The sequence below is a fragment of the Vagococcus sp. JNUCC 83 genome (genome assembly GCF_053667615.1).
The window spans coordinates 1,946,591-1,969,319 of sequence record NZ_CM132204.1 but is presented as its reverse complement, the minus strand read 5'-3'; the positions used below and the strand labels follow the sequence as shown (position 1 = coordinate 1,969,319).

Genomic DNA, 22,729 nt, shown 5'->3' with positions numbered 1-22,729 from the left:
AGGAGGATGCACATGGAAACGAAACGTTGGATAAGACAGCTGGTAGTAGTATTGGGGATTTTGTCACTAGGTCTTCATTTTGGTATGCTAAAAGTGCAGGCACAAGACAATCAATCTCAAATTGGTTTTACAGTTGAACCTGTTATACCAGACAACCAAATAGATAAAGATGCGTCATATTATCATTTAGCAGTAGAACCAGACAAAGAACAAGAAATTAGTGTTAAAATTAAAAGTGTGATGAAAGAACCTGTAACGGTTGATTTAGGTTTGACGAATGCAGTGACAAGTTCTTCTGGAATCATTGATTACGGCCAAGAAAAACCAGTGCTTGATGAGTCGTTAAAAGTTCCTTTAACTACAATGGTGACTATTCCAAAAGATGAGCAACAAGTGACCGTTCAAAATTTTGAAGAAAAAATAGTGAAAATTAAGATTCATCCACCAAAAGAAGCTTTCTCGGGCATTAAATTAGGCGCGATAACATTTATGAAGTCAGAAGGAGAAGATACCAAGAAAAAAGCTGGTATTTCTAATCGTTATGGCTATAAAGTTGGGTTATTATTATCAGAAGATCGCACAGCTTATAATGAAGATGCTGATTTAAAATTAAAAAGCATTAAGCCTGGTTTAGATAATGGATCCAAAGTGATAAACATTAAATTTCAAAACCCTGAGCCAAAAATCTTACCGCGATTGACAATTCAAGCAAAGATGACTGAAAAAGGTTCTAAAACAGTTATAAAAGAATTAAAAATGACTGACCGATCACTTGCACCTAATTCAAACTTTGATTTTGGTATTCCTTGGGGGATGGATCCTATCAAAGCTGGTAAGTATACGATGCATATTACTGCACATTCTGGTGATAGAGAATGGAAATGGGACGAAGATTTTACCATTGATTCTGCAGCAGCAAATAAAGTAAATAAAGAATCTGTCAATAAATTTACAATTTCTAAAAAAATGCTTATTTTAATCATTATTATACTTGTATTAAATGCTATATTGTTATTAATGAGAGTAACGAAATCTCATTGGCAAAAGCCTGTAAAACAAGTGAGCACAACAAAGAAGAAAAAGAAACGCAAAACAAATGAGTAGGTGAAAACATAGATGAAGAGAAAACATATTGTATTGACTGTATTTACCCTGATTTTGTCGCTAATCACCTGCAACTTATCTGTATACGCAGTGGATTCTGGTCAAACGTCTGTTAGTATTGGGTTTACAAAAGACACAGAATTAAAACCGGATAAGCCTACTGTGGTACCGCCAACTGGTGGGGATAACTCTGGTGAATCTAATAAACCATCTTCTACAACGCCTCAAACTTCAGGACGTTTACCTCAAACGGGTGAATTGATAAATTATTGGCTTATTTTTAATGGTATTTTATTATTAGTCATGCTACTTTTCATTTTTGGTATCAGTAAAGATAGAGAGAATGATAAAGATATTTATTTGGCATAAAGGAGACAGTATATGGACGCGAGAATATGGGTATATGTACTAGCGATAGTTGGATTAGTTAATTTAATCCTGGGGATATATTTTTTATTTAAAGATTTAAAAAAAGACAGAAGATATTGGCAAAGAAGTACGATAGTAATGGATGGATTATTTCTATTTTTCTTTATTGTAGAGATTGGTTTAGCTATCGTATTATGGGTTAATTTTCAATCCCAAGTACTATTTTTCTTATAATTATTACTGTGGTACACAATCGAGATTTTTCTTGATTGTGTACTTTTTTTATTTTAATGAAAATGGTTGCAATTTTTTTGTTTACTCGCTATAATTAATTTATAAATTTCTTAATAAGAAATATTATTTCCAAATAAGAAAAAGGGGTAATTTAGCATGAAAATGGAAACAAGATATGGAAGCAGTCCAGAAATGATTCGTCATTTTTCAACAGAACAATTAAGAGATGAATTTTTAGTTGAGCAGTTATTTGTCCCAGGAGAAATATTACTAACTTATACACATAATGATCGTATGATTTTTGGTGGTGTGACACCAACTGATGAAACATTAGAAATTAAACTATCTACTGAACTAGGTGTTGATTATTTCTTAGAACGTCGTGAGTTAGGTGTTATCAATATTGGTGGTCCAGGATCAATTATTATCAATGGAACAGAAGAACCAATGAAAAAACAAGATGGTTACTATATTGGTAAAGAAACAAAACAAGTTCAATTTAAATCAGATGATGCAAGTAACCCAGCCAAATTCTACTGTGTATCAGTACCGGCACATAAAATTTATCCAAATGTAAAAATCAGCATTGATGATATTACACCAATGGAAACTGGAGATTCTAAGACATTAAACAAACGTCAAATTTTCCAATACATTCATCCAAATGTGTGTGAAAGTTGTCAATTACAAATGGGATACACTATCTTAGCAGAAGGGTCAGCATGGAATACAATGCCTTGTCATACACATGAACGTCGTATGGAAACTTACCTATACTTTGATATGGATCCAGACACAAAAGTTTTCCATTTTATGGGTAAACCAGATGAAACAAAACATTTAGTAATGGGTAACGAACAAGCAACTATCTCACCTAGTTGGTCAATTCATACAGGTGTAGGAACAGCAGATTATACATTTATCTGGGCAATGTGTGGCGAAAACATCACTTATGGTGACATGGATATGGTCGCTATGGATGACTTAAAATAATAGGGGTGTAAACTATGACAAAATTTTCAATGGATTCATTTAGATTAGATGGAAAAGTTGCTTTAGTAACTGGCGGTATATACGGTATCGGTTTTGGTATCGCACAAGCACTACATGAAGCAGGCGCAACGATTGTCTACAATAGTATGAACGAAGAATCAGTGGCTCAAGGTGCTGAAAATTATAAAGCGGCAGGGATTGACGCACAAGGTTATGTATTTGACGTAACCGATGAAAAAGCAGTTCATGCGGCTGTGAAACAAATAGAAAAAGAAGTTGGCACAATTGATATCTTAGTGAACAACGCAGGGATTATCAAACGTACGTCAATGTTAGATATGTCAGTTGAAGACTTTAGACAAGTTATTGACATTGATTTAAACGGTCCATTCATCATGTCCAAAGCAGTTTTACCAGGAATGGTTGAAAAAGGCCATGGAAAAATTATTAACATTTGCTCAATGATGAGTGAGTTGGGACGCGAAACAGTGAGTGCATATGCAGCAGCTAAGGGCGGACTAAAAATGTTAACTAAAAACATCTGTGCAGAGTTTGGTGAACATAACATCCAATGTAATGGTATTGGACCTGGTTACATTGCTACACCTCAAACAGCACCATTACGTGAAGAAGGTCATCCATTTAATGATTTCATTATTGGAAGAACACCTGCAGCGCGTTGGGGAACAGTCGAAGATTTACAAGGTTCAGCAGTCTTCTTAGCGTCTGAAGCATCAGACTTTGTTAACGGCCACATTTTATATGTGGACGGTGGGATTTTAGCGTATATAGGAAAACAACCTTAATCACGCGAGTAGCACGATTCTCGTGCTACTTTTTTATTTTAAATAGAAAGATGGTAGAGAGTAGAAAAAATGACTTTTTATAAAGAATTAGATGCAGTGGATAGATATATTTTGTGGTGTTGTTTCTTTATCTTTTTTGTTAACGGTTTATATTCGATGGTATTTGGTTCAATTTTACCGCTACTTAGTGAAGCATATTCCTTAAATGAAACAGTTAGTGGGATGTTGCTTTCTAGTCATCAGACTGGAAACTTAATTGCCGGTTTTGTCGCAGGAATTTTACCACTATACTATGGTCGAAAAAAATCGATTTTATTTTTAAGTAGTTTCGTTATTATTGGTTTTTTATTAATGATAGGTGTTGGGACACCTTGGGTACTATTAGTGGCATTTTTCTTTACTGGTATTAGTCGTGGAAGTATTTCAAATTTTAATAATAAAACGGTCAATGACATTACCGATAGTAACCCATCAGCACTCAATTTTTTACATAGTTTATTTGCTGTAGGGGCTTTATTATCACCGTTTCTAGTGATTTTATTTGGTCAGCTATTTGGGTTAAATGGTTGGCGATGGTTATTAGTGGGAATTATTGGATTAATTGTTATTTCTCAAGTCATGTTTTTCAACATGCCGATTGAAGCTGACGTGATACAAAAAAATCAGTCAAAAAAAGAAAAAGATTATTCATTTTTTAAAGACTCTCTTTTTTGGAACACGATTGTTATTATCTTTTTCTATCTGTGTGCCGAGTCTGCTATTACAGGTTGGTTAGTGACATATTTTATCCAATCAGATTTACTGACAATCCAACAATCACAAATGATTTCTTCTTTACTATGGGTTGGAATATTAGTCGGTCGACTCGGGTGTGTGTTTCTAGGTAGTCGGTTATCTAGAGGAACATTAATTACTATCATCAGTATTGGAAGCGCCATTTTTTATGGGCTATTACTTGCAAATAACAGTGTCACCATGATTTTAGTATCAGTATTAGGTTTAGGTATTTCAATGGGTGGGATTTATCCAACAGCTATGACAATAGCAGGCTCATCGATAAAAAAACATCCCATGTCTTTAGGATGGATTTTAGTGATTGGTGGTTTAGGAGGTATTACAATGCCGATTGTCACAGGATATTTGGCGCAAAATTTCACCATATTTTGGGGCATGGCAGCCATTATATTAGCTATTTTTATGATGCTATTAGGCGTCTTTTGGTATCGATTTGTTAATCAAAGAAAAGAGGAAGCTTGATGAAAAAAGTACAAGTATTATCAAAATTACAACAATGTGGACTAGTGGCCGTGATTCGTGGGAACTCGAAAAAAGATGGTGTAGAAATATCAAAAGCCACAGTGGCAGGGGAAATAAAAGCTATTGAAGTGGCCTACACAACACCAAATGCAAGCGGTGTAATTGAAGAATTGACACATATCTACAAAGAAGATGACTCAGTTGTGATTGGCGCAGGGACTGTGTTGGATGTTACAACAGCTAGATTAGCTATTTTATCAGGTGCTGATTTTGTTGTCAGTCCGTCTTTTGATGAAGAAGTGGCAAAAGTATGTAACTTATATCAAATCCCTTATTTACCAGGTTGTATGACAATAACAGAGATTAATACGGCACTAGCTTATGGTGTTGATATTATTAAAGTCTTTCCTGGAGATATCGTTGGACCGCGTTTTATTAAAGATGTGAAAGGACCACTTCCTCATGTTAATTTGATGCCAACAGGTGGTGTTAGTTTAGAAAATATGCAAGAGTGGTTTGATAATGGCGTTTTATCAGTGGGTATCGGAAGTAATTTGACGAAAGGACTTGTTGATGGCAATTATGATGTTGTCACCAAAAATGCCAAAGTTTATGTCGAAAAATTAAACGAAATAAGAGGGAATTAATATGGGAAAAGTCATCACATTAGGCGAAGTATTAATTCGCTATTCAACTGAAAAGGGACAGCATTTAGAAGATAGCTCTAAACTATTTTTCCATTATGGTGGTAGTGAAGCAAATGTGAGTATCGGTTTAAGTGGCTTAGCTCATGATGTTTCACTGTTATCTGTTGTTCCTAACAATCCGTTGGGGTATGGTGCTTTACAACATTTTCGAAAATATGGTGTGAGGACATCTGACGTGCATTTTTCTGGGGATAGATTAGGTGCTTATTTTGTTGAGGTTGGTGCAGGTGTCAGAGCGACAAGTGTGGTGTATGATAGAAAGCATTCAAGTTTAGCTGAGTTAAAACATAGTTTGTGGCAAGACGATTCGTTATTTGAGGGAGCTGATCTATTTCATGTATCAGGGATTACACCTGCTTTAAGTGATGAATTAATTGATATCACATGTGAACTGATGAAAAAGGCTAAAAATTTAGGCATTAAAATTTCTTTTGATAGCAACTACCGAACAAAATTATGGTCGCTAGAAAAAGCGTCAGACGTGTACAAGAAGTTATTACCTTTTGTTGATATTTTTTCAGCCGGAAAATTAGATGCGATTAACATACTAGGTGTGACACCACTTGAAGAAGCATCTTCAACAGGTGACGAATTGACTTATTATAGTCAACAAATGCAAGAGATGTATCCAAATATCTCAGTGATTTATTCAACAACACGTGATGTGGTATCGACTGATGAAAACTATCTACAAGGAAATTTATGGGTAGAAGGTCAGTTGTATCAATCTAAGAATTTTCATATTCCTTATATTGTTGACCGAATCGGTGGGGGAGATGCTTTTTCAGCCGGAATGTTGCATGGCCTGTTAACAAATGACGTACCACAACATAGTATCGAGTTTGCAACAGGGATGTCCGTTTTAAAACACACGTATTCTGGTGATTCATTATATATTTCAAGAGAAGTCGTAGAGGAATTTATTAAAAGTGATTCAAGTAAAATCAATCGATAATTGAAAGGATGATAGCATGTTAACGTTAGCATTAAAAAATAATGAAACAGTTAAACAAGAACGTTCCAGGGAAGGTGAAACATACTTAGTATTTAAAAATTATCCCTATCAACTAGGTGATTATTTTGAATTGACATTAGACAAACCAAACCAATTAGTGTGGGTTCAGATGGATGCAGCGATTGAACCTAGTTTAATTTATATTGATGGCACAACATGGCGTTATGATGTTATTTTAGATGAAAAATTAGGGTTAGCTTATTCACCAAATGTGTTTAAGGGAACACGTCATTTCGTGAAAGCATGGTTACCAACAGTCGATGAAATCAGCGCATACAGAAATTTAGCTAAAAATTCGCACGATCAAAAAGATGATTCGAAAGGCTATCCCCATGCCTATGCCAATGTCGAAACACGAAATGATTCTACGTTTTTTGCTAGAAATGCAATTGATGGAATTGTTGCTAATGAAAATCATGGTTCATATCCTTACCAATCTTGGGGAATCAATCAACGTGCGGATGCTCAAATCACGATTGATTTTGCTCGAGACGTTTTGATTGATAAAGTAGCTTTAGTGTTAAGAGGGGATTACCCACATGACAGTTACTGGACACAGGTGACATTAAAACTATCTACAGGAGATGAGTATGTGCTAAATACAACAAATGCTCTAAATCGTCAGTTCTTTGATATCCCGTCAACTGCGGTGACAAGTGTGACACTAAAAAATCTAATTAAACATGAGGACGAGTCGCCATTTCCAGCGTTAACTCAAATTGAAGTGTTTGGTAAAGAATACAGTCAAGAGTTTGATTTGTAATTTACAAACAGGCAGAGATGAACTATAATTTCTTTACCTAAGATTTGTATCCGCAAGATATTTCTCTTGTGGATTTTTTACTAGAAAGACAGAGTATAGGATGATAAGGATGAATAAAGTAAATTATTTACTGCTTTTAGAGCAAGGATTTGAATTAGTCGATACATTAAATGAAGAATCATGTGACTTTGCGACAACACATCGTTTATCCGAGATGACTGGAAAAAAGACAAATATTGTTAATCACCATTTAAATAATCTTTTTAAAGAGGGTGACTTAATAAAAATTAACTCAAAACCAGTTTATTATTTGCCAAAACAATTGGTCTCAGATTTTTTAAATCAAGAATTATCAAAAACGGTTTATGAGTCATTTGATGACCTTCTTTCAGATAAACTAGATGTGTTTGACCAGTTGATTGGGAGTCAAAGTAGTTTGAATCATGTGATTAAGCAAGGGAAAATTGCTTTAAGTTATCCTCCAAAAGGTATGCCGTTTCTTTTAACAGGGCCAACTGGTTCAGGTAAAACCTATTTAGTTAAGCGCTTTTATGATTACGCAAAAGAAACAAATCTGTTGGCTGAGACTGCCCCTTTAGTGACATTTAATTGTGCGGAATATGCCGATAATCCAGAGTTGTTATCTTCAAAACTATTTGGTCATAAAAAGGGAAGTTTTACTGGAGCTGATGATGATAGTAAGGGACTATTGTCACTAGCGGATAAAGGAGTCCTGTTTATTGATGAGGTCCACAGATTAACACCTGAAAATCAAGAAAAGTTATTTTATTTTATTGATGAGGGGAAATATAAACCGGTTGGGGAAAACGAAATATGGTCGTATGCAGATGTCCGATTAATGTTTGCGACAACCGAGTCTTTAGATGATTATTTACTCGATACATTTACCCGTCGTATTCCAATCGTGGCAAAAGTTCCATCCCTAGAAAGTCGTGGCATTCGTGAGAAACGTCAGTTTTTATATCATTTCTTTAAACAAGAAGCTATATTGTTAAAAAAGAATATTGTAATTGATAATGCACTATTTCATTTTTTATTGGCTTATAAATTTCTTGGTAATGTTGGTGAGTTGCAAAATTTGATTCGTTATATTTGTGGCAATGCATACGTTCGTCAAGGATTAGGAGAAGAGTTGACCGTATCTATTAGTGACTTGCCAGATATGATGAAAAAAGAAGCTTTTCGTACGATTGATTTGACCCCAAAAGAGCAAATAACTGTTACTCCAACAGGAAAAGTTATTGATCCTAGTTATCAATCAATTGCTACCTTTTTTGATGTGATTTATGAAGCATTAGATAACGTTGGCAATCAGTATTTAAAAGAAGAGTTAAATTCATATTATTGGGTGAATGTCTCTTTTGAAAAAATCGAAGAAAAATTTAAGTCCATCAATAATCGGTCATTGATAGATAAACCACTGAAAATCAAACTTGTCTCTATGATTGATGAAGTGTGTCGTGTGATGTACGAGACACACCAAATCGAGGTATTACCTGAGACGCGTGATATTTTACTTCTGTTCATCGAGTTATTGTTAGCTAGAGAAACGGAAAGTGAGTACGCCCAAGAAAACGCAAAAAAATACAATCAACTGTTTAAAGAAAAACTAGAGTATGTGACAAATACGGTCGATTTATTTGTTTATTTATTTAAAGAGATGTCAAACGTGGGTCATATAGAGCTAAATGAATGGGACTATCTTATTTTAAATATGATTTTTACTTACTACAGACGATTAAAGCACAAAGAACAAATCAACGGTGTGATTATTTGTCATGGGAAAAGTACAGCATCGAGTTTAGCAGAAACCACTAATGCAATGATTGGTCAAAAAGTGTATCAAGGGATTGATATGTCGTTGGATGTTAGTTTTAATGAAATCATAGTGAAATTACAGCGTTATTTGTCATTACATGAGACAGCGAATGGCACGATTATATTAATTGATATTGGCCATACGCAAGATTTAAAAGAAGCATTGGAGCATCGTGTGGATGGCTCGATTGTCATTATAAACAATGTATCAACTCAACTTGCATTGGACGTTGGGTTTAGAATTGTGAATAACGAACATATCGAAATGATTGGTAAAGAGTCATCAAGTCAACATTTTTCGACATACTCTATGTTTACTCCTGAGAAGAAAAAAGTGCCCGCATTAATTATCTCGTGTCAATCTGGTATGGGGACCGCAAAAAAACTACAAGAAGTGATTTCTGAGAACTTACCTAAAAATACGCCGATTCAGTTGGTGTTATCAGATTATGCTCATTTGAAAAAAATGAAGACAAATACTACGATATTTAATCGGTATGATATTATTGGTATTCTTGGTACAGCAAATCCACAAGTAGATGGTGTTGACTATATTGGCATAGATGATGTGGTTTCTGAGGATGGCTACAAACAGTTGTCGACGATTTTTGAGCAGTATCTTAGTCCGTTAGAGATACAACATTTAAATAACGGTGTTATGAAGACGTTATCTTTAGAGAACTTAGTAACGATGCTTAGTATTTTGAACCCAGAAAAAACGATAGAACTTATTTCAGAGATGATTGATTACTGGGAGCATGCATTTGATATTAAGATACCAAATAATCTTAAAACAGCTTTGTATATTCATATAAGCTGTATGATTGAGCGAGTGATTACAAGAGAGTATGTGCAAAATACCTTACTAAATGAGGAAGAATTTACTCAGCACCATGCGTATTTTATAGACGTGATTAAGCAGGGGTTAGAAAAATTTGAATCCGTATATCATGTCTCTGTTGATTTAGGTGAAATCTCTTACTTACATCAATTGTTTCAAGCAAATCTAATTGGATTTACTTTTTAATAAAGTACATCCAATTTTTTTGTTTTTACATCCAACTTCCCTTTATGATAACGTTATCAATCGAGCATTTCAAAAAGTTGGCACGTAACTTGCTTTATATTAAGTGAGAACAATAAAGGAGAGAAGTGGCGATGATAAAAGAAGATTTATTAAATGCACAACGTTATTATGGTTCGGGATTATTGTCAAAGAAAGACATCACAGATGCGCTTGATCATGCAGTGGCTTTAGTGGATGAAAACATTAAAAAATTTGGTGAAACCTACCCAAGTCCTGCGACTAAAAATGGTTTTTATGAAAAAATGAAAAATATCGAATGGACAAATGGTTTTTGGACAGGAATGTTGTGGTTAGCTTATGAATACACTGGGGATGAGAAATATCGTCAACTAGCTGACAAACATGTGACTGATTTTCTACATCGTATCGAAGAAAAAATAGAAGTCGATCATCACGATTTAGGCTTTCTTTACATTCCTTCTTGTGTGAGTGCCTACAAATTAACAGGCAACGAAGAAGCTAGAAAAGCTGGTATTTTAGCAGCGGATCAATTGATTTCTAGATACCAAGAAAAAGGGGAATTCATTCAAGCCTGGGGTGAGCTTGGTGCTGAGGACAACTATCGTTTGATTGTTGACTGCATGCTAAATATCCCATTACTTTACTGGGCATCAGAAGAAACAGGTGATATGACGTATTCTGACATTGCAGATAAGCATTATCAAACAACACTAAAAACAGCGATTCGTGAAAATGCGTCAAGTTTCCATACATTTTATTTTGACCCTAAAACAGGTGAACCATTAAAAGGTGTGACTCGTCAAGGTTATTCAGATGATTCTAGCTGGGCAAGAGGGCAAGCATGGATTGTTTATGGAATGGCACTTCAATATTATCAAACACACAATGATTACATTGTAGAAGATTTTAAAGCTGTGACAAATTATCTATTGAATCGTTTGCCAGAGGATTTAGTTCCTTATTGGGATTTAATTTTCACGGATGGCAGTGGTCAATCAAGAGACTCATCTTCTGGAGCAATTGCTGTGTGTGGGATGAACGAAATGTTGAAATACTTGCCAGAATCAGATGAATTGGCAATGACTTATCGCTACGCGTCTCATGCTATGTTAGGTAGTTTAATTAAGAATTATACTTACACTGACTTAGAAAAAGAAAATGGGCTACTGACTCATGGTGTTTACTCATGGCACTCAGGAAAAGGTGTGGATGAGGCAAATATCTGGGGCGATTATTTCTACATGGAAGCACTACTTCGTTTTTATAAAGATTGGACATTATACTGGTAGGAGGAAAATACAATGACAGAACCAACTATTAAAATGGTACGAATCGACGAACGTCTCATTCACGGACAAGGGCAATTATGGATCAATTCACTTGGAGCAAATCTAGTCATCGTTGCAAATGATGAAGTATCAACAAGTAGTATTCAACAAACATTGATGAAATCACTTATTTCAAAATCAATCGGGATGCGTTTTTTCAGTATTGAAGAAACATGTGACAAAATCCATAAGGCATCTCCAAAACAGTCAATTTTCTTAGTGGCTAAAAATCCTAAAGATGTATTGCGTTTAGTTGAGGGTGGCGTGCCAATTAAAGAATTAAATGTTGGGAACATTCACTTTGCAGAAGGTAAAAAACAATTAACCAATTACATTTCACTTGGAGAGGAAGATTTGGCAGCTTTGAAAACGCTACATAACGATTATGGCGTTCACTTTAATACACAAACGACACCAATGGGCGGCGACGCTGGTGGCGGTTTAGATTTAAACAAATACGTCGAAGAAAATTAACCGTTGGAGGTAAAATAAATGGATGCAACATTATTACAGGCATTATTAGTAGGGTTATTTGTTTCATTTTGTTTAATCGGTCAGTTAATTGGTATTTATACTAACCGAGCAATCTTTTTAGCATTTGGTGTTGGACTTATTTTAGGAGATGTTCAAACAGGGTTGTTGATGGGAGCAACAGCTGAGTTAGCCTTTATGGGATTTGGTGTTGGTGCAGGGGGAACTGTTCCACCAAACCCAATCGGACCAGGGGTAGTAGGTACTATTATGGCCATTGCTTTGAAAGACACAGGAATGGACGTTCCAACCGCATTATCGTTATCATTCCCGTTTGCTGTTATGATTCAATTTGTGATTACATTTATCTACTCATTAAATGCAGGATCACTTTCTTGGGCAACAAAATCAATTCAAGAAGGAAATTACAAATCATTTAAGTTAACATCTAACTTAACATTTATTGGATTTGGGGTATTTGGTTTTATTATTGGTCTGGTTGCAACAATGAGTATTGAAGTATTGCGTGCGTTTGTTAACATTATTCCTCAAGCACTTATTTCAGGGTTATCAGTTGCAGGTGGTTTGTTACCAGCTATTGGTTTTGCGATGATTTTAAACGTTATGGTGAAAAAAGAATTTATTCCAGCTATTTTATTAGGTTATGTGTGTATTTCTTATTTAGCAATGCCAGTTATCGGGTTAGCATTTGCCGGAGCAATCCTTGCATTAAATAATTTCTATAACAAAGGCAATGGACAAGCAGAAGAACAAGAGGAGGTAATCGAAGATGGCATCTAATCAAGAACCAGTATTAACAAAAAAAGATTATTTTAAAGCAAGTTTACGTTCATATGTATTACAAAATGGATTTAACTATGGAAATTATCAAGGAACAGGGTATGCCAACATCCTTTTCCCTTCTCTTAAAAAGATTTATAAAGATGATGAACAAAAATTAAAAGACGTGACAATTTCTAACTTAGAATTTTATAACACAAATCCTCAGTTAGTCCCATTTATTACAAGTATGCAACTTGCAATGTATGACAGTGGGCAAAATGAAGAGGACACTCGTGCCATTAAGTTTGCCTTGATGGGTCCTTTATCAGGGATTGGTGATTCATTATCTCAATTTGGTTTAGCACCATTATTTTCAACGATTGCTGCAGGTATGGCATTAGATGGTTTAATCGCTGGACCTATCTTCTTTATCGTGTGTATGTTTGGTATCACATTTGGTTTACGTATGTTAATGGGATACTTAGGGTATAAACTTGGAACAAATGTTATTGATACATTGAGTGAAAAAATGGCAAGTATCGCAAAAATTGCCACAACAATTGGTGTAACAGTTATTTCTGGGTTGTCAGTGTCGTTTGTAAAAGCTAATTTAGCACTTGAGTATGTGACAAAAGTAGAAGGTAAAGATCAAGTGGTGGCACTTCAAACAGTGTTTGATAAAATCGCACCAAACCTTTTACCAGTATTAGTTACAGCAGGTGTGTATGTATTAATCAGAAAATACAAATGGTCAACTTATCGTTTAATCGCACTTCTTATTGTGCTAGGTATCGCATTATCAATGTTAGGAATCTTAAAATAGTAGGGTGGTAGAGTTATGTTTAAAGTATGTATAGTCGGTCATGGAAACTTTCCTTCAGGTGTGTGTTCTGCTTTAAAATTATTATCAGGAAGCAATGACAATTTACACTTTTTTGATTTGGATCACAAGTTAACTCATGGAGAATACGAACAACAATTAACAGAATTTTTAAAAGAAAATGATCATGTGTTGATTTTTGCAGATATGACAGGTGGCGCACCACATCAAATCGCAACACGTTTATTATTAGAGTTAGGAAAAGTGAATCAATTCATTTTATCTAGTGTGTCACTAAATCTTATGTTAGATTTATACATGAAAAATAGCATGGGTGTATTAACAACAGATAATGTGTCTGCTGAATTATCAAATAGTATGGCAGAAAGTAAAGAGATGTTAATGGTCATGCCAGACGTTTCTGAAAGTATTATTGAGTGTAATAACATAATCGAGACAGAAGGTATTTAAAGCATGAAAACAGTCGGAATAGTATTACTCATACTGATTGTCATACTTTACGTGGTTGTTTTACCCCTTGCAAAAAAGAAATATCAACAAAAAGAATTACTTAATATGCAATCTTTTTTTAATGACTTGTCTATCGGTGATCAAGTGATGTTAAATAGTGGGATTATTGGTAAAATCAAAAAAATTGATTCACATATTGTCCACTTAGCTATTGCAAAAGATACGATCATTCGTGTGGATAAACATTCACTTATTGGTCGCTATAACGATGAGAATTAAACATAAAAGAAGCCACGATCATTCTAGTTTATAGATTAACGTGGCTTCTTTTTATTAGAGGAGGAAATCAAGTGAGTCACTCTTTTTTTAAATCAAATGAATCAAACAGTATATTAATGGTTGAAAACAGTCAATTGTTATTAGAAAACAAATTTCGGTTTATCCATCCATATGATATGGAACCTTGTCAGGAAATCGTAGACTTTGGGTCAAAAATAGATTGGTATTGTGTGCCATTTGAAGATGAAGAATGGAATTATATGCTCAATCGCCAAGAATATTTACTTGATTTGTGTCTTAGTTTTGACGTGACTGGAGAGGTGATTTATCTAAAGAAAGTACAAGAGATTCTGTTAGATTGGATTACTGACAACCAAACAAATAATAATTGGCGGACGATCGATACAGGGATTCGTTTAACATATTGGAATATAGCACTTAGTTACTTAAATAAATATGATTTACTTGATAATGACGATAGAGAAAACATAGTGAAAAGCATCTCTCAGCAACTGATTTTTTTAGATGAGCACTACATTGCAAAATATGATTTAAGCAATTGGGGAATTCTAATTACGACAGGCTTTTTTACGATACAATTGGCAACTGATTTTTTAGATGGAACAGGAACAAGTATGTGTGAGCGGATGATTGAGAGGTTAACAAATCAACTAAGGGTACAAATTCAGCCATCAGGTAATCACTGGGAGCAGTCTCCTTTGTATTTTATGGAAGTTTTGCGTAGTTTGGTTTGCATTCATCAAAGTAAAGTGTTAAAGGAAGAGCCACTACAACAGCTCTTAGAAGAAAAAATCCTTCAGATGTATCACTTTATGCCTCACTTTGTAACACCAAAAGGAACAACTATTTTACAAGGTGACACAGATGAGATGGTCATTGATGATGTGATGCAAACGATTGCCATTTTATACAACCAGCCCTTGCCCGTTTTATTTACTGATCACGTAAGTGTGGATTATTTATTGGTTTATTTTAGCAACCAACGAGTTGATTATGATGATTGGGATCAAGACATAAATCAGAGGATAGACGAGTCATTTCCAAATAGGTTATCAGATGATTACACAGGAAATTATTATTATCGAACAAATTGGAATCCTTCAGCATCGTACGGTCATTTGTACAATGGGAGTTTAGGCAGTGGACATGGGCATTTGAGTTTATGCCATATAGATCTTTCTTTAAATGGTGATAATCTCTTTGTAGACAGCGGTCGCCTGACATATACTGAGTCTAACTTGAGATACGCTTTAAAAGAGTCTTTGCAACATAATACGATTGAAATTAACGGTAATCCATTTGGAAAAGTCATTGATTCGTGGGGATATGAAGATGTACCAACGAGCCTTTTTAATCGTGTCTACGAAGATGAGTCTTTTTGGTGTGTTCGTAGCATGTATATTGATCCACAGCTTACTGGCAGTTATAAAGTGGTTCGAACGCTACTTTATCTTAAGGAGCTATCTAGCTTTTTATTGATTGACCAAGTCATTGATTTTGAGGGAAGTCATTTTTCTAACATGACTCGTTATTTTAATATTAATCCTTATATTGATGTCGATGTCACAAGTGATACGGTTAATTTATTGTCAGAAAATCATTCTTATCACGCGTATTTCAGTGAACATATGCTATCGGTTGATGATAGTCTGTATGCACCACATTACAATGAATTATTAGTTAATAAAAAAATTACGGTGACTAGCAAGGACTCTTCACAGTATATGGTATTAACTCCACATAGTGACATTTCTGTAGAAAAAGGACAACTAGACAAAACAGATCATCAACCTGTATCTGATAATAAATGTTACGGCGTCAAGGTACAAAGGAAAGGCAAAACGTATCTTGTTTATTCGATGATAGAAGATACGTTTTCTGGCCATAAACTATACACGTTTGAGGGATATCCTATCTACGGACAATGTGGAGTAGTTGAATTATGTGAAAATCAACCAGAAAATTATACGCGGATATTTTAACTAAAAAACCGATGAGCTGTTATTCATCGGTTTTTGCGTTTTAAAATGTTCTTTTAGAGATCGTTAAGCCATAATCAAACAAATACATTAAAATAAGGACAATTCCAACACCAATAATGGTACTAAATAGGCGGTAAGGAATGAGTGAAATATTAACCGATGTTGTATTAAGTGAGCTGAGTAAAAGAATTTGTGGGTTGGTAAAAAAGTTAGCGATGGCATAATTTCTAGGAACAAAATACACCACACAGACATTTAATATAACAATGATTAAGTAAACCCAAATTCTAGATAAATCAAGATTTAATAAAAATATGCCTAGAGCTAAACCAATAATACTTCCTATAACTCGTTGATGAGAACGAATTCTAATAGCCTCTATTTTCTCACCGCTCAAAATTGCGACAGATGTAATCAAAATCCAGTAACCATTTTGCTCGTTAAATAGAGTTGCTAAATAGGAAGAGCAAAAAATAATAGATGAAAAATGTATGGCTTTTAATATAATATCTGAATCATTATAAATCATAATATAATAACGATCTTGTAAACTTAATTTAGGATCAAGTGTGCTAATTTTTTTAATTGGTAGTTTAAGTAATAAAGAAACGATTCCACCAGAAATAAGGGCAGAAATAATACCATATAATAAGTAATTGCTTGTTTGAAGAATATGTGATGTCGCTTTTAAGTTTGTTCCAGTTGCAAATAACATGAGAATAAAAAAATAATCTGGTTTAGGCACATTGAATAGTTTAGCAGCGAGAAAACATAAAAATGAAATAATGCTGATTAAAAATGGAATAATTGCTGGATATGTGCTGGCGTAGATACCTATAGTGAACGCCAGATATAGACTCACCCCATGATAAGCGATATAAACCATGTTTTGCTTTACGGAAGTATATTGAAAATAGAGATAAGAAAAAGCCCCCATAATACCTATAGTGGCAATCTTGGTATCATTTAATATGACAGCAATTAATAAAGTGATAAACATTGACAAGCCAGCACCTAAAGGTCGAAGAAAAGAATCGTCAATTTTTTTTGTAACAAATATATTTTTTAAATAAGTCATAGAAAAACTCCTTTGACTCATTATAGCAGAATAAATTATTCTGTACGTGTTCGAAGAATAATTTTTATACAAAAAAGCTCTTTCAAACATTAAGTAAGCTTGAAAGAGCTAATGAGTTGTTATGCTAAAATTCCAAAAGCACTAAGAACGATGGAAAGGATTAAAATAATCCAGATAACACGAGTAGAGTTTAATTTCTTTTGACCTAACATCCAGTAAGTTAACATAACAAGTAAAACAGGCACTAAAGCAGGTAAGATAGAGTCAAGAGTTTCTTGAATAACTAATTCAACGCCATTTTTCTTATAAACCATTGGCACACTTGCTTTAATAACCGAAGGAATTAAAGCACCAATTACGGTTACCCCTAAGATAGTGGCAGCATTTGTAAAGGCAGCTAATTTGTCTTTTAGAGTTGTTACTAACTTAACTCCTTGTTTGTATCCCATTGGAAGTAAGGCTGCACGACCAAATAATAAAGCAATGTTAGCAATAATCCAAATGAGACACCCAACGACTGAGCCATTTTGAGCTAGTGTTCCTGCAATAGATCCAAATACTGTTCCCCAAATAACATGAAACAATGAATCCCCAACGCCGGCTAGAGAGCCCATTAAGGCAGTTTTTAAACCAACAATGGTATCTTTTGCAGCATAGCCATCTTGTTCTTCAATCGCAACATCAATACCCATAATTAAGTTACCGAAGATAGCATTGGTATTAAAGAATTGATTGTGAGTATTCATCATATCTTTCAATTGTTCGTCATCATCACCATAGAATTTTTGAAGTGCTGGCATGATTCCATATAGATAACCAGAACTCATCATACGTTCATAGTTCCAATTTAATTGACTTCCCAAAATATATCGCCAACTCATTGTTGTCAAATCTTTTTTAGTTAATTGTTTGCTGTTACTCATCTCCATCAAATCCTCCCTCTAAACTAGTAGCATTATTTGCAACAGTTGCTTCACTAGTAGATCCTTTAGCCGCATCACGTTTAAATACAAGAATAGCTGCGACTAAACCAATGATTGTGACCCCTAGCATAGGTACTTGCAAGTAAGCTGCAAAGAAGAAACCTAATAATAAGTAAGGAATATATTGTTTGGTTGGTAAGTAGCGTAAAAGAATGGCTACCCCAACGACAGGTAACACACCACCAGCAGTCTTAAGTCCGTTCATTAACCATTCTGGAATAGCATTTGTAATGGCGATAACGGCATTGTCACCAATTAAAAGCATTAAGAGAATTGGAATGGCACGAGAAAATCCCCATAAAAACGAACCAGAGAGTACTAAACGAGAGATTTTTTTCACTTGTAAGTTATCAATGGCAGTATCAATTTTGTGTAATAAGAAGACGTTACAGAAACGAGCAATGACATCTAGTTGTAACATCAAGAGCGACACGGGAACGGCAAGACCAATACCGTATTCAGCCCCTTTACCTGAAATAATGGCAAAAGCAGTACCTAAAACAGCCCCTGTAAAGTAATCGGGAACAGAAGCACCACCAAAAGCAGCAATACCTAAACGCATTAATTGGAGTGTCCCACCAACCATCAATCCAGTTGTTAAATCTCCCATAATAAGACCAGAAATCATCCCAGCAATTGCTGGTTGTGTTAATGTATTTGAAATAAGAGAGTCATTAATGGCAATAAAAGCATAAATCGTAATTAATATAATTTGAATGGTTCCTAAGCTATGCATGATTATCCTCCTTGTAAATCATTATTTTTAACGAGCAAGTTTTTCCATAAAGTTAACAATTGGATCATTAGGGACGAGTTGTGCAGTGATGTCTACTCCATGATCTGCAATTTTTTTGAAAACAACTTCTTCATCTTTTGTTACTTTGATACTTTTAGTTACTTCACGAGCACCTTCTTTATGACTCATATTTCCAACGTTGAGTTTGTTAATATGTCCACCCTTATCAATAAACCTTAAAACATCTGTGGGATTTTTGAACAAGATAAACAATCGTTGCGTTCCGTATTTTCCAGAGTTGATATTTTTAACTGCATCCTTAATCGTTAAGACAGACAACCTTATAGAGGAAGGAGCTGCCATACGCAGAGATGATTTTTGTAATGGGTCGTTTGCAGCTTCGTCATTAATAACGATGATTCGTTGTGTATTCAAACTAGTTGACCAAATACCTGCTACTTGTCCATGGATGAGTCTTTCATCAATACGACTATTGATAATATTTTCTTTGCCTTTATACTCTGCATACTTATCTAAATCGATTGTTTGACTATCGGCTATATGAGAACTTTTTTCGAGTTGATTTTTTACGTTAACAACACTTTGTTTAGCGCTTTCAATAATTTCTTTAGTCGTAGCTTGTGTGTTTAAGGTCGCTTCAACGACTAGAGGTAGTGATAACCCGGCAATGATATCAACATCGGTGTCATTCTTGTATTGCTCTAATACCACATTACAAGGTGTTCCACCTAATAAATCTGCAATAATTAATTTTGTCCCACTCAGCGGCGTAACAGTTTTGATTAAATCTTGTTTAAACTGTTTATCATCGCCATCATCTTTTAGAGAGACAACATGAACAAATTCTTGTTGTCCAGTAATCATTTCTAAACTGTGTTTGACGCCGCTAGCCATTTCTCCATGGCTAACTAAAATAATGTGTTTCAATTGAATCCCTCCTATTGATTAAAAGTTGATAACTTAACATGTTAGGTTTTTACAAGATTAATATACCATTTAATCAGTATTATGTAAACACTTTCTTTTTTATTTTATAAGAAAAGCAAAGTATATTTATAATTATAAAGTTAGTATGTTATTATAGATGATAAAAAGGGGGGGAGAGTAGTATGATTCCAAAGTATCAGAAAATAAAAAAAGATTTATTAGAAGAAATAAGAAATCACGTATTTGTTCCAGGGGATAAATTTTATTCAGAAGCTGATATTAAGAAAAGGTATTCGGTGAGCTCCATTACAGCGGTTAAAGCGTTGAATGAACTGACTACAATGGGGTACTTATATCGCATACAAGGTAAGGGGACATTCGTCTCAAAATCTAAGATATCTCAGACAGTCAGATTTTCTGATATTGAGAAACATTCGATTGATACAGAAGAAATAGACGTAATATCTGTTACTAAAGAAAATAAGCGAGAAATTTTACAAGAGTTAAAACTACCTAAAACAAGCAGTTACTATAAAATTATCCGTGTGAGATTTTCAAACGGAGAACCGTTTATTTTAAATATGACACATCTACCTACAAAATTGATGAAAGAACCGATTAGTTCGAATCTGGATGATTATAAAAGTATTTATGATAGGGTAAGGGAAGATTTTAACATTGATTTATTTACGCAAGCTTCTGTGGAGACAAATGAAATTGTTTTTCCAAATGATTCGTTCATTACAAATTCATTAAAGCTAAGTTTTCGTGAGCCAGCTGTTTTGCAAGAAAAGCATACGTATTTACCTGATAATAGTGTGGCAGAGTATATCATTAGTTACAAACATTGGCGATCATTTAAAACAAAAATAGAAGTCGAGGCAGAATAGCTGCAACGGCTTCTATTTTTTTACAGATAGATAGGTTTATCGAAAAACGTGATTTCTTTGATATCTTTTCCTTCTGTTTCAAAAATAATTATATCGTTTTTCCCTGCAATTAAGAAATCTTTTGGGCAGTATAGTGATAAGTACGGGCCACGATTCCAATAGCGACCTAAATTATGTCCGTTAATAACAACGACACCTTTGCCATAATGTGAACAGTCAATATAAGTGTCGCCGATATCATCTAATTCAAAGGAAGATTGATAAAATGAGGGGTGCGTAGCATTGGATTCTTTGTCAAAATCAATTCGTTCTAATTCTTCTTTAGATAGGGAGAGCGGGTAGTGTTTAAATCCCTGGTGAAAGTGTATATCATACATCACGCCACCACGAATCCCTTTCATTTGTGTTGGGTTATTTAATTTATAGCCATAATTGACACGACCAAGGTTTTCTACTAAAACAGACATCTCAATTGTGCTTCTGTCTTGATTCCCTTGTACCATAATTTCTTCTCCATTTGTGTCATGGTACTGAGTGGTTAAATGTTTACCATCAGCAAATAGGTGTAAACGGTCACTAGCTTCTACAACTTTAAGTTTATTTTCATGGTGATAATTTTTTAAGTCAAAGTCATATAGTAAATAGCCGTATCCTGTGCCCACTTGCTCCATTGTTAATGGGTAGGAAGAGAAAACAGGGGTCATCATGTCATCTTTAGTGTGGAAAAACGAGACACTTTTTTGTATAGGGAACGTCCCTAAGTTTATCAAGGTTTTTAGGCGTGGTTCTGCTTGCCAAACATCTGGGCAACTGTTTTTAATGGCTTGCTGTACTAAGTAGTATTTTTCAGTGGGTTGTCCACTTTCATTCAACAGAGCGTCATAGTCGTAACTCGTTACTTGAGGTAGGTCCGTTTTCCCGCGTGCTGAACAACCATTATAAAAACCAAAGTTAGTTCCTCCATGAAACATGTATAAATTAATCGACCCTATTTTGAGCATATCTTCGACTTCATCTGCTAAGTCTTGAGGGTCTCGTTTTATGATGTCATCTCCCCAACGATTAAACCATCCATCCCAATACTCCATCGACATAATTGGCCAGTTTTTATGATGTTCTTCCATAAAGTTTTTTAGAACAGTTGAGTTTTCTATGGATTTACTTCCAAAGTTTCCAGCAACAAAAACGTCTTCATCAATTAGGGAACCTGAGTCCAAAACTTCTTTCCATGAACCATCAGATGTAAATAATGGTACTTCTATCCCATAGCTTTCTACAATTTTTTTTGTTGCAAGTAAATAATCTTTTTCCATACCATATGATCCATACTCATTTTCAATTTGCATCATGATAACAGGCCCACCTTGGGTCACTTGTAGAGGTCTCAGTTTAGGCAAAATTTCGTGATAATAGTTCTCTGTTTTCTCCATAAAATAAGGATCAGTTGAACGTAGGCGTATCATCCCATTTTTTAATAACCAGGCAGGAAGCCCACCAAACTCCCATTCAGCACATATATAAACGGATGGTCTTAAAATAACGTATAGCCCCATTTTTTGAGCTAAATTAACAAAAGCGACCACGTCTTTTCTTCCGCTAAAATCAAATTTCCCCTCTATTGGTTCGTGGATATTCCATGGGATATAGGTTTCAACAGTATTTGCTCCTAGAGCTTTTAAGTTGTATAAGCTATCTTCCCATTGGCTTGGCGTCATACGAAAGTAATGAATGGCACCACTAATGATTTTCATCGGTTTTCCATCTAATAAAAAGTCCTCTTTTATGTCAAATGTATGCATTAATT

Annotated in this window: 23 protein-coding genes; 18 read left to right on the top strand and 5 right to left on the bottom strand. The window is 34.7% G+C overall.

Annotation, left to right across the window (positions count from 1 at the left end):
* The first annotated feature begins 12 nt into the window (after positions 1-12).
* The 17 genes from JNUCC83_RS09515 to JNUCC83_RS09435 all read left to right on the top strand — a co-directional run bounded on the left by JNUCC83_RS09515 (position 13) and on the right by JNUCC83_RS09435 (position 16,290).
* Entirely contained in the window at positions 13-1,104 is a 1,092-nt protein-coding gene (locus tag JNUCC83_RS09515; RefSeq protein WP_454459804.1) for a WxLIP family cell surface protein, read from the top strand.
* A gap of 12 nt (positions 1,105-1,116) precedes the next feature.
* The gene (locus tag JNUCC83_RS09510; RefSeq protein ID WP_454459803.1) at positions 1,117-1,473 is read left to right on the top strand and encodes an EF2685/EF0750 family sortase-dependent surface protein; all 357 of its coding nucleotides are present in this window, start codon (positions 1,117-1,119) and stop codon (positions 1,471-1,473) included.
* 12 nt (positions 1,474-1,485) lie between these two features.
* The gene (locus JNUCC83_RS09505) at positions 1,486-1,707 is read left to right on the top strand and encodes a hypothetical protein (protein ID WP_454459802.1); all 222 of its coding nucleotides are present in this window, start codon (positions 1,486-1,488) and stop codon (positions 1,705-1,707) included.
* 162 nt (positions 1,708-1,869) lie between these two features.
* On the top strand, positions 1,870-2,700 hold the full coding sequence (gene kduI, locus JNUCC83_RS09500) for a 5-dehydro-4-deoxy-D-glucuronate isomerase (RefSeq protein ID WP_454461359.1): 831 nt from the start codon (positions 1,870-1,872) through the stop codon (positions 2,698-2,700).
* A 14-nt stretch (positions 2,701-2,714) separates the two neighbouring features.
* Positions 2,715-3,506 (top strand): gluconate 5-dehydrogenase, encoded by a 792-nt coding sequence (locus JNUCC83_RS09495; RefSeq protein WP_454459801.1) that lies wholly within the window; start codon positions 2,715-2,717, stop codon positions 3,504-3,506.
* A gap of 69 nt (positions 3,507-3,575) precedes the next feature.
* Positions 3,576-4,763, top strand: a complete 1,188-nt coding sequence (locus tag JNUCC83_RS09490; protein WP_454459800.1) for an MFS transporter — start codon at positions 3,576-3,578, stop codon at positions 4,761-4,763.
* Positions 4,763-5,410 carry a bifunctional 4-hydroxy-2-oxoglutarate aldolase/2-dehydro-3-deoxy-phosphogluconate aldolase gene (locus tag JNUCC83_RS09485; RefSeq protein WP_454459799.1) on the top strand — a complete coding sequence of 216 codons (648 nt, stop codon included), beginning with the start codon at positions 4,763-4,765 and terminating at the stop codon, positions 5,408-5,410. Before JNUCC83_RS09490 ends, JNUCC83_RS09485 begins: the two co-directional genes overlap by 1 nt.
* A 1-nt stretch (position 5,411) precedes the next feature.
* Positions 5,412-6,425, top strand: coding sequence for a PfkB family carbohydrate kinase (locus JNUCC83_RS09480; RefSeq protein WP_454459798.1), 1,014 nt, complete (start codon positions 5,412-5,414; stop codon positions 6,423-6,425).
* Between the two features lie 16 nt (positions 6,426-6,441).
* Positions 6,442-7,248 (top strand): hypothetical protein, encoded by an 807-nt coding sequence (locus JNUCC83_RS09475; protein WP_454459797.1) that lies wholly within the window; start codon positions 6,442-6,444, stop codon positions 7,246-7,248.
* 109 nt (positions 7,249-7,357) lie between these two features.
* A complete protein-coding gene (locus JNUCC83_RS09470) occupies positions 7,358-10,114 on the top strand; it encodes a sigma 54-interacting transcriptional regulator (RefSeq protein WP_454459796.1) in 2,757 nt (918 codons plus the stop codon).
* Between the two features lie 131 nt (positions 10,115-10,245).
* On the top strand, positions 10,246-11,424 hold the full coding sequence (locus tag JNUCC83_RS09465) for a glycoside hydrolase family 88 protein (protein ID WP_454459795.1): 1,179 nt from the start codon (positions 10,246-10,248) through the stop codon (positions 11,422-11,424).
* 12 nt (positions 11,425-11,436) lie between these two features.
* Complete coding sequence (locus tag JNUCC83_RS09460) at positions 11,437-11,937, top strand: PTS sugar transporter subunit IIB (protein WP_454459794.1); 501 nt, start codon at positions 11,437-11,439, stop codon at positions 11,935-11,937.
* An 18-nt stretch (positions 11,938-11,955) separates the two neighbouring features.
* Entirely contained in the window at positions 11,956-12,735 is a 780-nt protein-coding gene (locus JNUCC83_RS09455) for a PTS mannose/fructose/sorbose/N-acetylgalactosamine transporter subunit IIC (RefSeq protein WP_454459793.1), read from the top strand.
* The gene (locus tag JNUCC83_RS09450) at positions 12,725-13,540 is read left to right on the top strand and encodes a PTS system mannose/fructose/sorbose family transporter subunit IID (RefSeq protein WP_454459792.1); all 816 of its coding nucleotides are present in this window, start codon (positions 12,725-12,727) and stop codon (positions 13,538-13,540) included. The genes JNUCC83_RS09455 and JNUCC83_RS09450 overlap by 11 nt, the downstream gene beginning before the upstream one ends.
* Before the next feature lie 15 nt (positions 13,541-13,555).
* Positions 13,556-14,008, top strand: coding sequence for a PTS sugar transporter subunit IIA (locus JNUCC83_RS09445; protein ID WP_454459791.1), 453 nt, complete (start codon positions 13,556-13,558; stop codon positions 14,006-14,008).
* 3 nt (positions 14,009-14,011) lie between these two features.
* Complete coding sequence (gene yajC, locus JNUCC83_RS09440; RefSeq protein ID WP_454459790.1) at positions 14,012-14,287, top strand: preprotein translocase subunit YajC; 276 nt, start codon at positions 14,012-14,014, stop codon at positions 14,285-14,287.
* Between the two features lie 71 nt (positions 14,288-14,358).
* Positions 14,359-16,290: a heparinase II/III family protein gene (locus JNUCC83_RS09435; protein ID WP_454459789.1), complete on the top strand. Its 1,932-nt coding sequence runs from the start codon at positions 14,359-14,361 to the stop codon at positions 16,288-16,290.
* A gap of 40 nt (positions 16,291-16,330) precedes the next feature.
* Here the strand turns inward: JNUCC83_RS09435 and JNUCC83_RS09430 are convergent, their stop codons facing one another.
* From JNUCC83_RS09430 to JNUCC83_RS09415, 4 genes are all read right to left on the bottom strand, one after another.
* Entirely contained in the window at positions 16,331-17,368 is a 1,038-nt protein-coding gene (locus tag JNUCC83_RS09430) for an FUSC family protein (RefSeq protein WP_454459788.1), read from the bottom strand.
* A 119-nt stretch (positions 17,369-17,487) separates the two neighbouring features.
* Complete coding sequence (locus JNUCC83_RS09425) at positions 17,488-18,297, bottom strand: PTS system mannose/fructose/sorbose family transporter subunit IID (RefSeq protein WP_454459787.1); 810 nt, start codon at positions 18,295-18,297, stop codon at positions 17,488-17,490.
* Complete coding sequence (locus tag JNUCC83_RS09420; protein ID WP_454459786.1) at positions 18,284-19,087, bottom strand: PTS mannose/fructose/sorbose/N-acetylgalactosamine transporter subunit IIC; 804 nt, start codon at positions 19,085-19,087, stop codon at positions 18,284-18,286. Before JNUCC83_RS09420 ends, JNUCC83_RS09425 begins: the two co-directional genes overlap by 14 nt.
* Before the next feature lie 27 nt (positions 19,088-19,114).
* Positions 19,115-20,035, bottom strand: a complete 921-nt coding sequence (locus JNUCC83_RS09415; protein WP_454459785.1) for a PTS sugar transporter subunit IIAB — start codon at positions 20,033-20,035, stop codon at positions 19,115-19,117.
* 182 nt (positions 20,036-20,217) lie between these two features.
* On the opposite strand from JNUCC83_RS09415, the gene JNUCC83_RS09410 reads away from it, so the two are divergent.
* Positions 20,218-20,925, top strand: a complete 708-nt coding sequence (locus JNUCC83_RS09410; protein ID WP_454459784.1) for a GntR family transcriptional regulator — start codon at positions 20,218-20,220, stop codon at positions 20,923-20,925.
* 20 nt (positions 20,926-20,945) lie between these two features.
* Here the strand turns inward: JNUCC83_RS09410 and JNUCC83_RS09405 are convergent, their stop codons facing one another.
* Positions 20,946-22,724 carry a glycoside hydrolase family 35 protein gene (locus JNUCC83_RS09405; RefSeq protein WP_454459783.1) on the bottom strand — a complete coding sequence of 593 codons (1,779 nt, stop codon included), beginning with the start codon at positions 22,722-22,724 and terminating at the stop codon, positions 20,946-20,948.
* Positions 22,725-22,729: the final 5 nt, after the last annotated feature.